This window comes from Aeromonas sp. R5-1, from assembly GCF_040908265.1.
Classification (GTDB): Bacteria; Pseudomonadota; Gammaproteobacteria; order Enterobacterales; family Aeromonadaceae; genus Aeromonas; species Aeromonas caviae.
Genome location: NZ_JBFODJ010000048.1, coordinates 33,819 through 46,355, shown reverse-complemented (window position 1 = coordinate 46,355; position 12,537 = coordinate 33,819). Strand labels below are relative to the sequence as shown.

13 protein-coding genes are annotated in these 12,537 nt (G+C 57.6%); 8 read left to right on the top strand and 5 right to left on the bottom strand.

Annotated features, from left to right (window positions below; genetic code table 11):
* Positions 1-46 precede the first annotated feature (46 nt).
* Positions 47-1,240, bottom strand: a complete 1,194-nt coding sequence (gene hmpA / locus AB5Y64_RS06590) for an NO-inducible flavohemoprotein (protein WP_368203526.1) — start codon at positions 1,238-1,240, stop codon at positions 47-49.
* Positions 1,241-1,351: 111 nt separating this feature from the next.
* On the opposite strand from hmpA, the gene AB5Y64_RS06585 reads away from it, so the two are divergent.
* The gene (locus AB5Y64_RS06585; RefSeq protein ID WP_039039978.1) at positions 1,352-1,819 is read left to right on the top strand and encodes an Rrf2 family transcriptional regulator; all 468 of its coding nucleotides are present in this window, start codon (positions 1,352-1,354) and stop codon (positions 1,817-1,819) included.
* A 30-nt stretch (positions 1,820-1,849) separates the two neighbouring features.
* On the opposite strand, the gene AB5Y64_RS06580 is transcribed toward AB5Y64_RS06585, so the two are convergent.
* Both AB5Y64_RS06580 and ccsA read right to left on the bottom strand, forming a co-directional pair.
* Positions 1,850-3,130 (bottom strand): HlyC/CorC family transporter, encoded by a 1,281-nt coding sequence (locus AB5Y64_RS06580; RefSeq protein WP_010673081.1) that lies wholly within the window; start codon positions 3,128-3,130, stop codon positions 1,850-1,852.
* A 39-nt stretch (positions 3,131-3,169) separates the two neighbouring features.
* Positions 3,170-3,961 (bottom strand): inner membrane protein YpjD, encoded by a 792-nt coding sequence (gene ccsA / locus AB5Y64_RS06575; protein ID WP_039040017.1) that lies wholly within the window; start codon positions 3,959-3,961, stop codon positions 3,170-3,172.
* A gap of 285 nt (positions 3,962-4,246) precedes the next feature.
* Between ccsA and ffh the strand changes: the two genes are divergently transcribed.
* From ffh to rplS, 5 genes are all read left to right on the top strand, one after another.
* Positions 4,247-5,626: a signal recognition particle protein gene (gene ffh, locus AB5Y64_RS06570; protein WP_010673083.1), complete on the top strand. Its 1,380-nt coding sequence runs from the start codon at positions 4,247-4,249 to the stop codon at positions 5,624-5,626.
* 179 nt (positions 5,627-5,805) lie between these two features.
* Positions 5,806-6,054: a 30S ribosomal protein S16 gene (gene rpsP / locus AB5Y64_RS06565; protein WP_010673084.1), complete on the top strand. Its 249-nt coding sequence runs from the start codon at positions 5,806-5,808 to the stop codon at positions 6,052-6,054.
* A gap of 24 nt (positions 6,055-6,078) precedes the next feature.
* A complete protein-coding gene (rimM, locus tag AB5Y64_RS06560) occupies positions 6,079-6,600 on the top strand; it encodes a ribosome maturation factor RimM (protein WP_039039979.1) in 522 nt (173 codons plus the stop codon).
* 34 nt (positions 6,601-6,634) lie between these two features.
* Positions 6,635-7,384: a tRNA (guanosine(37)-N1)-methyltransferase TrmD gene (gene trmD, locus AB5Y64_RS06555; protein ID WP_010673086.1), complete on the top strand. Its 750-nt coding sequence runs from the start codon at positions 6,635-6,637 to the stop codon at positions 7,382-7,384.
* Positions 7,385-7,416: 32 nt separating this feature from the next.
* A complete protein-coding gene (gene rplS / locus AB5Y64_RS06550) occupies positions 7,417-7,764 on the top strand; it encodes a 50S ribosomal protein L19 (RefSeq protein ID WP_005313505.1) in 348 nt (115 codons plus the stop codon).
* A 103-nt stretch (positions 7,765-7,867) separates the two neighbouring features.
* Here the strand turns inward: rplS and AB5Y64_RS06545 are convergent, their stop codons facing one another.
* Both AB5Y64_RS06545 and mutH read right to left on the bottom strand, forming a co-directional pair.
* Positions 7,868-8,197 (bottom strand): isoamylase early set domain-containing protein, encoded by a 330-nt coding sequence (locus AB5Y64_RS06545; protein WP_010673087.1) that lies wholly within the window; start codon positions 8,195-8,197, stop codon positions 7,868-7,870.
* Positions 8,198-8,280: 83 nt separating this feature from the next.
* The gene (gene mutH / locus AB5Y64_RS06540; protein WP_201955415.1) at positions 8,281-8,955 is read right to left on the bottom strand and encodes a DNA mismatch repair endonuclease MutH; all 675 of its coding nucleotides are present in this window, start codon (positions 8,953-8,955) and stop codon (positions 8,281-8,283) included.
* A 731-nt stretch (positions 8,956-9,686) separates the two neighbouring features.
* Here mutH and rppH point away from each other — a divergent pair.
* Positions 9,687-10,214 carry an RNA pyrophosphohydrolase gene (rppH, locus tag AB5Y64_RS06535; protein WP_010673089.1) on the top strand — a complete coding sequence of 176 codons (528 nt, stop codon included), beginning with the start codon at positions 9,687-9,689 and terminating at the stop codon, positions 10,212-10,214.
* A 13-nt stretch (positions 10,215-10,227) separates the two neighbouring features.
* Positions 10,228-12,507 carry a phosphoenolpyruvate--protein phosphotransferase gene (ptsP, locus tag AB5Y64_RS06530; RefSeq protein WP_213319913.1) on the top strand — a complete coding sequence of 760 codons (2,280 nt, stop codon included), beginning with the start codon at positions 10,228-10,230 and terminating at the stop codon, positions 12,505-12,507.
* Positions 12,508-12,537: the final 30 nt, after the last annotated feature.

Genomic DNA, 12,537 nt, shown 5'->3' with positions numbered 1-12,537 from the left:
AAGCTGTGCTTGTGGGCCTTGTGCATTCTCCCGGTCAGGGGAGGGATCAGAGAGCCTGATGGGGGCCGAAGACCTCGTAGTGCATCCGCTCGGCAGGCACGCCCACATTCTCCAACTGAGCTTTGACTGCCTTCATGAACGGGACAGGGCCGCAGAAATAGTAGTGGGCGTCGGCCGGAATGAGGTCGGTGACCTGCTCCAGCGCCAGAGTGCCGCTGAAGTCGTAATCCTCTCCTTTGACATCCTGCTCCCTCGGCTCCCGATACCAGATCCGGCTCTCCAGTTTCCCGTGTTGCCTGCTCTTTGCCCGGATCTCGTCCCTGAACGCGTGGTGGGCGCCGTGTTCGCAGGCGTGAAGCCAGCGAATATCCATATCCGGGCCCTCGGCCAGCAAGTGGTTGAGCATGCTCAGCATGGGGGTGAGGCCGACCCCGGCGGAGATCAGCACCACGGGCGTGTCTGTCACCTCTTGCAGGAAGAAGTCGCCGGCCGGCGGCATGATGTCGACCGTGTCACCGATGTGAAGATGATCATGCAACAGGTTGGAGGCCTGACCCCTGGGTTCGCGCTTGACGCTGATGCGGTAGTCGCGGCCATTGGGGGCGTCCGAGAGGGAGTACTGGCGGATCTCCTGATGCTCGAGGGCGGGATGAACCAGCTTGATACTGAGATATTGCCCCGGTTTGAAACGCAACACGGGGTTGCCATCGAGGGGGGCCAGGACGAAAGAGGTGATGAGTTCACTCTCCTGACGCTTCTCCTTGATGATGAAAGGGCGGGTTCCCTGCCAACCACCGTCCTGGCTTGCCTTTTCCCGATAGAGCTCGCTCTCCCGGCCGATAAAGATGTCGGCCAGCACACCGTACGCCTTGCCCCAGGCGGTAAGGACCTCCTCCGTGACAGCGTTGCCACCCATTTCTTTGAGCGTGGCCAAGAGATGACTACCCACAATGTGATATTGTTCCGGCTGGATCAGGAAACCCGTGTGTTTGTGGGCGATGCGTTCAACGGCTCCGGCCAGGGCCCCCAGATTGTCGATGTTCCTGGCATAGGCCGCCACCGCACTGAACAGTGCCAAGGGTTGTCCCCCGCTACGCTGGTGAGCCAGGTTGAAGAGATCCTTCAACTCGGGATTGTGGCTGAACATGCGCTGATAAAAGTGCCGTGTGAGGTCAGGGCCCGCCGATTCGAGCAAAGGAATGGTGCTCTTGATGACGGCGATGGTGGCTTGGTCTAACATAGGAGGTCCTTTCTAATTGAACATCTGGAATGTCACTTATTAAGTTGCATCCTAAATGTTTAATTGATCTGGATCAATCATCAATTCTTCGCGCTAGGCGCTACAGGCACTATGAGACTAACGAGCTATACCGATTTTGGATTGAGAGCCCTGCTCTATCTGGCCACCCTGCCGGAGGGGGAACTGTCGAGCGTGGCCAAGGTATCCGCCTTGTACGACGTATCCCGCAACCACATGGTGAAGGTGGTGAACCAGTTGGTAAAACTGGGCTATCTGCAGTCCCAGCGTGGCAAGAATGGTGGCATCCGCATGGCGCGCTCCCCCGACGAGATCAATATCGGGCAAGTGATCCGGGCATTGGAAGGCAATCTGGACGGGATCGACTGCAGCTCCCCGGTCTGCCATATCGTCTCCGTCTGTCTGCTCAAGAGTGCCTTGAAGGAGGCGATGAACGCCTTCCTCGCGGTGATGGATGGCTATACGCTGCAGGATTTGCTGGCAAACCGTGACGAGTTGCAGCAGGTGTTCGGTGAGCTCATCCCCACTCTGGTGCTGGAGCCGGATGACGAGAGCGAGTGAAACAAAAAGGCTGCCATCGGCAGCCTTTTTTCAATCCTCGTACCCTGAATCGTCCCGGTACAGGTGCGGCATGATCCTCGCCATCTTCACCATGTTGTTCTCCACTTCGAGAATCTCGATAGGGTAGCCCGCCAGCCTGACACTGATGTTGGGTTGGGGGATCTCCTCAAGGTACTCCAGGATGGCGCCATTGAGGGTCCGTGGGCCGTCCATGGGCAGGTGCCAGTCCATCTCCTTGTTCAGCTCGCGGATGCTGGCGGAGCCTTCGACCAGGAAGGAGCCGTCCGGCTGGGGATGGATCTCGTCACTCGGGGTCGGTGTCATGGAGGTGGTGAAGTCACCGACAATCTCTTCCAGGATGTCGTCCAGGGTGATCAGCCCCTGAATATCGCCATATTCGTCGACGATAAGGCCAATTCGCTCCTTGTTGCGCTGGAACTTGGCCAACTGCACGTTGAGGGGGGTCCCCTGGGGGATGAAATAGATGGGGTCGACTTCCCGCAGCAGGCTGGACTTGCTGAACTGATCCCGGGCGACCAGTCTCAGGGCGTCCCGTGAGTGCAGGAAGCCGACGACGTCATCGATGTTGTCGCGATAGAGCAGGATCTTGGTATGGGCGCAGTGGGCCAGCTGGCGCAGTATGATCTTCCAGTCGTCATTGATGTCGATGGCGGAGATCTCGCTGCGCGGGACCATGATGTTCTCCACCGTCATCTTGTCGAGATCCAGGATGCTTATCAGCATCTCCTGGTGGTGCTTGGGAATGAGATTGCCCGCCTCGTTGACGATGGTGCGCAGCTCTTCGGAATTGAGGGAGTCATCCTTGTTGTGCTCTAGACGCAAGAGTTTCAGCAGCAGGTTCGTGATGCTGTTGATGAGCCAGACAAGGGGAGCGAACGGCACCATCAGCCCCTTGAGGATCCAGGAGGCAGGGTAGGCTATCCGCTCGGGGAACATGGCCGCCAGTGTCTTGGGGGTGACTTCCCCGAATACCAGTACCACCAGGGTCAGCCCGAAGGTGGCAATGGCGACGCCGAGATCCCCGAACAGCCGGATGCAGACGATGGTCGCGATGGCGGAGGCCAGGATGTTGACCAGATTGTTGCCGATGAGAATGAGGCCAAGCAGGCGGTCCGGCCTGGCCAGCAGCTTCTCGACCCGGCGGGCAGCCTTGTGCTTGGTCTGGGCCAGATGCCGCAGCTTGTAGCGGTTGAGCGACATCAGACCTGTTTCGGAACTGGAGAAGAAGGCTGACAAAAGGATCAAGATAACGAGAACAATCAGCAATGTACTCGTTGAGATACTGTCCAAGAAGGGCTCCTGTAAGGATGGTTGGGGAATGTTCGTGTGTCAGCTAAGCAGCACTTCCTTGACGAAACGGCTGCCAAAATAGGCCAGTGTCAGGATGAAGCTGCCGATGAGGCTCAGCATGATGACCTTGCGGCCGCGCCAGCCACGGGTATGGTGACCCCAGAGCAGCAGAGCGTAGACGCACCAGGCCAGGATAGAGAGGATGGCCTTGTGGGACTTGCCCTGGGCAAACATGTCTTCCAGGAAGAACAGGCCGGATGCGATGGAGAGGGTCAGCAGCAGCAGACCTGCGGAAATGAGCTGAAACAGACGCTTCTCCACCGTCATCAGGGGTGGCATGGCTGGCAGGTGGCTGATCTTTCTTGATTTCAGTTGCCTGTCCAGGCAGGCAAGCTGGAGGGCAAACAAGCAGGCGATCATCAGTACCGAATAGGCCATCAGCGCGAGGCCTATGTGCAGCAGTAACTGGGGGTGTGCTTCCAGATGGGTGATGTAGCGCCCGGGAATGAGCGCGCTGGCTGCCAGCAGCAGGGCTGAAAAACTGTAGACGACGGGGAGCAGGATCCAGCCGTTGAAGCGTCGGGTGACGCAGGTCATGAAGCAACTGATGATAAGGCTGACCAGGGACGCCACGTTCAACATGCTGAGATTCTGGCCGGAATGGGTGGCCAGCACTTCGCTGCCCACCGCCATGCCATGGGCGGTCAGGGCCAGGCCGACACAGGCGAACAGCGATACTTGCCCGACGGGCTTGGCGCTGAGCAGCAGGTGCAGTGAGGCGATGATGGCCAGCAGGTAAAACGCCAGGGCCAGAACAGAGATCACGATCATAACCAGGTCGTTGTCAAACAAGCTTTATGGATAAGAGGGGCAGTATACCTTGCACAAGATATGCTCGCCAGTTGTGCCAGAGGCTAACTGCCCACATATAAGTAGGCGTTGATGGTCACCGTGCGGCGAATAATCGTCCTCCGGCGTTGACTGGGGTATACTGCCCTCCATTTGTTGACCTGCCCGTTCGATGGCAGGCCGCCGCGGCAAGCGGCGCGTAATCGTCCCTAGAGTGCTGACCGGGGTATAATGCCCCCATTGTCACGCCAAGAACCGGAAAGCGTCATGTTTGAGAATTTGACTGAACGACTCTCGCGCACCCTGCGCAACGTCAGCGGCCGCGGCCGTCTGACCGAAGAGAATATCAAGGATACCCTGCGCGAAGTCCGCATGGCGTTGCTCGAGGCGGACGTCGCCCTGCCGGTGGTGCGCGATTTTGTGGCGCGCGTCAAGGAACGAGCCGTGGGCCAGGAAGTGGCCAAATCCCTGAGCCCGGGCCAGGCCTTCATCAAGATCGTCCATGGCGAACTGGTCACCGTGATGGGGGAGGCCAACGAACAGCTCAACCTGGCTGCCCAGCCGCCGGCCATCATCCTGATGGCAGGTCTTCAGGGGGCCGGTAAGACCACTACGGTCGGCAAACTGGCCAAACTGCTCAAGGAGCGCAGCAAGAAGAAGGTGCTGGTGGTCAGTGCGGACGTCTACCGTCCGGCGGCGATCAAGCAGCTTGAGACCCTTGCGGGCGACATCGGTGTCGACTTCTTCCCGAGTGATGCCAGCCAGAAACCGATCGCCATTGCCACTGCCGCCATCGATCAGGCGCGCAAGAAGTTCTATGACGTGGTGATCGTCGATACTGCCGGTCGTCTGCACGTCGATGGCGAAATGATGGCGGAGATCCAGGATCTGCACGCCACCATCAAGCCGGTCGAAACCCTGTTCGTGGTGGATGCCATGACAGGCCAGGATGCCGCCAATACCGCCAAGGCCTTCAACGAGGCGCTGCCGCTCACCGGTGTGATCCTTACCAAGGCAGACGGTGATGCCCGCGGTGGTGCCGCACTGTCGGTGCGTCACATCACCGGCAAACCGGTCAAGTTCATCGGTATGGGCGAGAAGACCGACGCGCTGGAGCCGTTCCACCCGGATCGTCTCGCCTCCCGCATCCTCGGCATGGGGGATGTGCTCTCTCTCATCGAAGAGGTGGAGCGCAACGTCGATAAAGAGAAGGCGGCCAAGCTGGCCAGCAAGGTCAAGAGCGGCAAGGGCTTCGATCTGGAAGACTTCCGTGAGCAGCTGGCCCAGATGCGCAACATGGGTGGCATGATGGGGATGCTCGACAAGCTGCCTGGCATGTCTGGCCTGCCGGACAACATCAAGGATCAGATGGATGACAAGCTCACCGTGCGGATGGAGGCCATCATCAGCTCCATGACGCCGAAAGAGCGTGCCCATCCCGATCTCATCAAGGGCTCCCGCAAGCGTCGCATCGCTGCGGGCTCCGGCATGCAGGTCCAGGATGTGAACAAGCTGCTCAAGCAGTTCACCGAGATGCAGCGCATGATGAAGAAGATGTCCGGCAAGGGCGGCATGCGCAAGATGATGGGCCAGATGAAGAACATGCTGCCCCCCGGATTCGGTGGTGGCGGTCGCGGTCCGTTCTGATTTTCCTGCTGGTCAGGCAGAAAGGCTCACCCTGGTGAGCCTTTTTCATGCCAATCCCTGCGCAAAAAATAGCTGGCTTGGTTGCAATTATTACGAATCCAAGTAGAATTATGCGGCTTATTTTAAGCTAGGGTCTGCGTATTTGCAGGCCTTGTTCATTAGATGTTTATGAGGACGATATGGTAACCATTCGTTTACAACGTGGTGGCGCGAAAAAGCGTCCGTTCTACCAGGTAGTAGTTGCTGACAGCCGTAACGCCCGTGACGGTCGTTTCATCGAGCGCGTCGGTTTCTTCAACCCGGTTGCTGCTGGTAACGCTGAAAAGCTGAACCTGGACCTGGCTCGTATCGAGCATTGGGTTGCTACTGGTGCCGCTGTTTCTGACCGCGTTGCCAAGCTGATCAAAGACGCTGCCAAAGCTGCTTAATCAGCCAAACGGTAGGGAGTTAAGGTGGAAAAACCTGTAGTTCTGGGCACCCTGGGAACCGTTTACGGGATCAAGGGCTGGCTTAAAGTGAACTCCTTCACCGATGTTGCCGAAGCGATTTTCGATTACAACCCCTGGCTGATCAATCAGAACGGGGCGTGGCGTGAAATCCGGGTGTCATCCTGGAAGCGTCACAACAAGGGTCTGATCTGCAAACTCGATGGTATCGATGTGCGTGAGGATGCCCTGGCATTGACCAACGTCGAGATTGGCGTCCCCGCCGATCTGTTGCCTGCGTTGCCCGAAGGGGAGTTCTACTGGCGTGACCTCATTGGTTGCACCGTGGTAACCACCAAGGGATACGACCTGGGCAAGGTGACCGAATTGATGGAAACCGGCTCCAACGATGTGTTGGTGGTTGAGGCCAATGTAAAAGATGCCTTTGGTGCAAAGGAGCGGTTGATACCGTTCCTGGAAGAGCAGGTGATCAAGAATATTGATCTGACTGCTCGAACAATCGAAGTTGATTGGGATCCTGGTTTCTAGTTTCCCGCGCTAACACGGGTGCCGGAGGTTTCTTATGTGGATTGGGGTCATTAGCCTCTTCCCGGAAATGTTCCGAGCCATTACCGAGCACGGGGTAACGGGTCGGGCCGTCAAGAGTGGCCTGCTGCAGATTGAGTGCTGGAACCCTCGGGACTTCACCCACGACAAACACCGTACGGTCGATGATCGTCCTTATGGTGGTGGGCCCGGCATGTTGATGATGGTTCAGCCGCTGCGTGATGCCATTCATGCAGCCAAGCAAGCGGCGGGAGACGGGGCGAAAGTCATCTATCTCTCTCCTCAGGGACGCAAGCTGACTCAAGCGGGCGTGACCGAGTTGGCGACGAATCAGAAACTGATTCTGGTCGCCGGTCGATACGAAGGTATCGATGAGCGCGTGATACAAACCGAAGTCGACGAAGAGTGGTCTATCGGAGATTACGTGTTAAGTGGTGGCGAGTTGCCTGCCATGACCCTGATCGATGCGGTTTCGCGTCTGGTCCCGGGGGTCTTGGGCGATCAGGCCAGTGCCGAGCAGGACTCCTTCACGGATGGGCTGCTGGATCATCCCCACTATACTCGGCCGGAGGTGTTGGATGGGCTGACGGTGCCCGAGGCGCTGACAAGCGGCAATCACGAAGTGATTCGGCGCTGGCGACTCAAGCAATCGCTCGGACGAACCTGGCAGAGAAGGCCGGAACTTATTAACAACCTAGCTCTGACTGACGAGCAAGAATCACTTCTTGCCGAGTATGTCCGCGAAGTGCGTGACAGCGTTAAGTAGAGTTTTCAGTTTATCCTAGGTAAGGAAAGACAATGAGCAAGATTATTCAGCAGCTTGAACAAGAGCAACTGCGTACCGACATCCCGGCTTTTGCCCAGGGCGACACCGTACGTGTTCAAGTTCGTGTTAAAGAAGGTGGTAAAGAGCGTCTGCAGGCTTTCGAAGGCATCGTGATTGCCAAGCGTAACCGCGGTCTGCACTCTGCTTTCACCGTTCGCAAGATCTCCAACGGCGAAGGTGTTGAGCGTGTATTCCAGACTCACTCTCCGCTGATCCACAGTGTAGAACTGAAGCGTCGTGGTGATGTTCGCCGCGCCAAACTGTACTACCTGCGCAACCTGTCCGGCAAAGCTGCTCGTATCAAAGAGAAGCTCAACTAATTCGATTCGAATTGGTGTCGGTATGTCGGCGAAAAGCTCGACAGGTAGTGAAAAGGCTCGCCAATGGCGAGCCTTTTTTGTATCCGCTTTCGGGTGTTCCAGCTCAACCTGGCTGGCTGACCCGCACCACCGAGTTGTCACGCCCGAAGGGGCCAGGCACATAGTCGTCCGCCTCCCAGTCGTTGTCATAAAGGGTTTCACCATCGGGTTGCACTAGCTGATAGCAATACTCGAAATGGCTGGGGCCATCGGTCGGCAGGTTGAGTGTCGCCTTGAACTCCCCGTTTTTCATCCTCTTCAGTTCAATGGGCTGCCACTGGCTGAATTCACCCAGCAGCAAGACCTGCTCGGCATCACCGGCGGCCTCCTTTTCGACGGCAAAGGTCACCTTGACCTCGGGACGCGATTTGAGGAATTGCTTGTTGATCGGCATATGGACTCCTTGTCACTGGCTGCGAAGAAAGTAGCGCTGGTTATTTTTATATCACTTTATGACAAGGATGTTGATAAACAGGATCAAAGGGGGAGGGCAAAATGGCGCTGCAGGAGTTGATGGGTGAACTCGATCTTGAGGTAGAAGCCCCGTGGTAGCGTCATGATGGGTTGGCCATTGCGGCCGATGGCGCGGGTCAGCGCCTTGCTGTTGGCCGCCTTGGGGCGCAGCTGCAATACCTGGCCGTGGCGGGCGCTGATCTGCTCCACTTCCCCCAGCACTATCATGTCCATCAGCTCTTCCCAGTCCTGGCGCAGCAGTCTTTCTTCCTCTTCATTCGGGCTCCACAGCAGCGGCATGCCGACGCGACGGTCGCCGACAGGGATGTCGCGGCTGCCTTCCACTGGGATCCAGAGCACCCGCGACAGCTTGTTGCGCACGTTCGACTCCTCCCAGCGCTGGCCGCTGACCCCGATGAGGGGGGCCACGCAGACAAAGGTGGTTTCCAGCGGGCGCCCTTGAGGATCGATGGGGATCGTCTTGAGCTCGATACCGAGATCCGGAAAATCCTGCTCGGGACGGCTACCTGCACTGGCCCCCAGCTGCCACTCGATCAACTGCCCTGTCCAGCCCTTGTCACGCCTGAGATCCCGCGGTACGGGGATGCCCGCCGTTGCGGCAAGCTGGGCCAGAGTGAAGCCAGCCATGGCGTAGGCTCGACTGAGCAGCTCTTGTTCTGACTGGGGATTGGCGGGCATGAGGGCTCCTCTGGAGATAATAGACATCGCAATACGGATCCTTGCATGGTATCGCTGATTTTATAACCGATCCTCGCCCGACTATACACAGGGAGACATGGATGGCAAAATTCAACATATCCAAATGATTTTAAAGGGATTTACTTTCTTTATCCAGTATATCGGCACGCCGGATCCCCGCATAAACGAGTTGTCCAAGGGTTTGTGCGAGCTGTTGCACACAGTTATCCACAGAAATCTTGGATAACTGGCGTAAAGTGGTGAAAGGAAGCGTGGCACCAGAAATAAATGTGAGAGTACGCCGATTTTCAGCGCCATTTCGGTGCAGATAATGCGCCATAACTGTGGATAAATCCGTCTTGGTGGATCTTTGAGCAGTCGAACTTGTTCACAATTGACAGGCTGGATCCTCTTAGGCAAAAGACATGGATCTTGATCCAGCAATTAAACTATAACCTTATGTATTTAAATGTATATTTTGTTTTTAAGTGAATCGGGTATGATATGCTTCCGTGCAATGCCACAGTATAAAACTACTGTATATACCTGCTTGATCACAGGTTTATGCACAGTCTGGGTGGGCAACTTGCCTAGCATGAACCTTCAATTTGTTTATAACTTTGCTTGAAATGCCAAGTTATTCATGAATGGAAGATGACAGTCCCTGTTTGCCGCCACGGGGTGAATGTGGAACAATCTCGTTATAGATTCAGCCTTTATAAGGTGATCACGTGATAGATGGTGACGGATTTCGTCCCAATGTCGGCATCGTGATCTGTAACCGTGACGGACAAGTATTGTGGGCTAAGCGCTATGGGCAGCACTCCTGGCAGTTTCCGCAGGGGGGGGTTGATGATGGTGAATCGCCGGAACAGGCCATGTATCGTGAGCTGTATGAGGAGATAGGCCTCAAGCAGGACGATGTGACCATACTGGCGACCAGTCGCAACTGGCTGAAGTATCGCTTACCCAAACGACTCGTCCGCTGGGACAGTTCACCGGTCTGTATTGGCCAGAAGCAGAAATGGTTTTTGTTGCAGCTCGATCCTGGCAAAGAGTCCAGGATCCAGTTTGGCTGTCATGGTCACCCGGAATTTGATGATTGGCGTTGGGTCAGCTTCTGGTACCCGGTTCGTCAGGTCGTCTCCTTCAAGCGGGAGGTTTACCGCCGGGTGATGAAAGAGTTTGCCCCGCTGGCCATGCCAGTCCCCGTGGTGCAGGCTAACCGAAAAGATGGGCGGCGCAACCGCTCGCGTTAAGGAGCACAACTAGTTGCTGACGGAACTCAGACGCATCGTGGAAAGCATGGCCGAGGCCAACACCCTCGAACAGGCCTTGCAAGCATTGGTGAGCCAGACCCGGCTCGCCATGACGGTGGACTGCTGCTCCGTCTATGTGGCCGAGCCCGACATGCGCCGCTATCGACTGGCTGCGACCGATGGTCTGGCCGAATCGGCCGTGGGCAAGGCCACCCTGCCGTTCGAGCAGGGTATTGTCGGCCTGGTGGGTCAGCGTGAAGAGCTGATCAACCTGGCCGATGCCCCCTCTCACCCCAGTTTCAAGTTTCTGCCCGATGTGGCGGAAGAGGCGTTTCGCTCCTTCCTCGGCGCTCCCATCATGCATCAGCGTCAGGTGGTGGGGATTCTGGTCGTGCAGCAGAAGGAGAGCCGCCTCTTCGATGAGGGGGAGGAGTCCTTCATGGTCACCCTGGCGGCTCAGCTGGCTGCCCGCATCGCCCAGGCCCAGGCCAAGGGGTGGCTGCAGAAGACCGACTGGAGCAAGCCGCTGCGCGGTATTGCCGGGGCGAGTGGCATCGCCATCGCCAAGGCCTGGGTGTGGCGTCCGCGCAAGGCGCTAAATACCATCACGCCGCGCAAGGACGAGGATCATGCCAAGCAGCTTGCCCGTCTCGAGCTGGCGGTGGAGGAAGTGCGCCATGATCTGGAGAGCCTGGCACTGCGCTTTCGCGAGAGCTACAGCCAGGACTCGGTCGCCATCTTCGACATCTATCTGCACCTGTTGAACGATCCCGGCTACATCAAGCCCATCCGCAACAAGGTCAGCAAGGAACACTGGACGGCGATCTCGGCGGTCAAACTCATCAGCGATCGGCTGATAGAGCAGTTCAAGGGGATGAAGGATCCCTATCTGCGGGAGCGCTCCACCGATGTGAAAGACATCGCCCAGCGGCTCATCAGCCGGCTGGTGCAGGACGAACCCGAGCAGCTCACCATCGGCGAACCCGTGGTGCTGGTCGCCGATGAAGTGACGGCCACCATCCTTGCGGAGATCCCGAGGGAATTTCTGAGCGGTGTGGTGTCGCTCAAGGGCGGGACCAACTCCCATGCCGCCATCCTGGCCCGTGCCATGGGGGTGGCGGCCATCATGGGGGTGGATCTGCCCCTCGGTGACATAGGCGGGCGCACCCTGGTCATCGATGGCTACAGCGGCGATCTCTTCATCGAACCCAACCAGGTGATCCTGACTGAGTACCGGCAACTGCTGAGTGAGGAGCGGGCACTCGACACCCTGGTGCGTAGCGTCGACAACCAGCCCTCCGAGACTGCCGACGGCACCAAGGTCTCTCTGCTGCTCAACGCAGGGCTGAGTGCGGATACCGAGATCTCCCTCAATCATCTGGCGGACGGGGTCGGGCTCTATCGCACCGAGATCCCCTTCATGCTGCAGGACAGCTTCCCTTCGGAGTGGGAGCAGACTGCCCGCTATCGCGGGATCCTGGAAACCTATCGGGATCGCCCGGTTTGCATGCGGACTCTGGACGTGGGGGGGGACAAGCAACTGCCCTATTTCCCCATCGTGGAGGAAAATCCCTTCCTTGGTTGGCGGGGGATCCGGCTCACCCTGGATCACCCCGAACTCTTCCTGGTGCAGCTCAAGGCCATGTTGCGGGCCAGCGAAGGGCTGGACAATCTGGCCATCATGCTGCCGATGATCAGCAGCGTCAGTGAAATCAAGGCCTCCCGTCGTCTGCTGGATCAGGCGTGGCGCGAGGTGTCGGAAGAAGCGGCCAGCCGCGATGCGGTGATCCGCTACCCCAGTCTCGGGGTGATGATAGAAGTCCCCTCCGCGCTGTACATCCTGCCGGAGATGGCGCCGCTCATCGACTTCTGGTCGGTGGGCAGCAACGACCTGACCCAGTACCTGCTGGCGGTGGATCGCAACAATGCCCGTGTCGCCAGCATCTACGATGCCTTCCATCCCGCGGTGATCCGCGCTTTGCAACTGCTGGTCGATGCCTCTCAGCGCTATCACAAGCCGGTCTCTGTTTGTGGCGAGCTGGCTGGCGATCCGGTCGGGGTGCTGCTGCTGCTGGCCATGGGCTATCGTCGTTTCAGCATGAATACCCACAACATCTCCCGTATCAAATACGTGCTGCGGCAATCCGACCTTGGCGAGTTGAAGGCGCTGATGGCGGATGGTCTCAAGCATGACAATCCTCACGTGCTGCGCGGCCTGTTTGCCCGCTATCTGGAAGAGCACGGTCTGGGAGGCTTGCTGCGGGCTGGGCACAAGGTCAGGCTGTCCGATTGATATTCCGTCTTGTTACTGCGTAAGAATGAT

Excerpts from the sequence above, each read along its gene's own strand:
- rpsP (WP_010673084.1), top strand. The coding sequence starts at position 5,806 with ATGGTAACCATTCGTTTACAACGTGGTGGCGCGAAAAAGCGTCCGTTC.
- mutH (WP_201955415.1), bottom strand. The coding sequence starts at position 8,955 with ATGCCCGCCAATCCCCAGTCAGAACAAGAGCTGCTCAGTCGAGCCTAC.
- rplS (WP_005313505.1), top strand. The coding sequence starts at position 7,417 with ATGAGCAAGATTATTCAGCAGCTTGAACAAGAGCAACTGCGTACCGAC.
- trmD (WP_010673086.1), top strand. The coding sequence starts at position 6,635 with ATGTGGATTGGGGTCATTAGCCTCTTCCCGGAAATGTTCCGAGCCATT.
- hmpA (WP_368203526.1), bottom strand. The coding sequence starts at position 1,240 with ATGTTAGACCAAGCCACCATCGCCGTCATCAAGAGCACCATTCCTTTG.
- ccsA (WP_039040017.1), bottom strand. The coding sequence starts at position 3,961 with ATGATCGTGATCTCTGTTCTGGCCCTGGCGTTTTACCTGCTGGCCATC.
- AB5Y64_RS06545 (WP_010673087.1), bottom strand. The coding sequence starts at position 8,197 with ATGCCGATCAACAAGCAATTCCTCAAATCGCGTCCCGAGGTCAAGGTG.
- ffh (WP_010673083.1), top strand. The coding sequence starts at position 4,247 with ATGTTTGAGAATTTGACTGAACGACTCTCGCGCACCCTGCGCAACGTC.
- AB5Y64_RS06585 (WP_039039978.1), top strand. The coding sequence starts at position 1,352 with ATGAGACTAACGAGCTATACCGATTTTGGATTGAGAGCCCTGCTCTAT.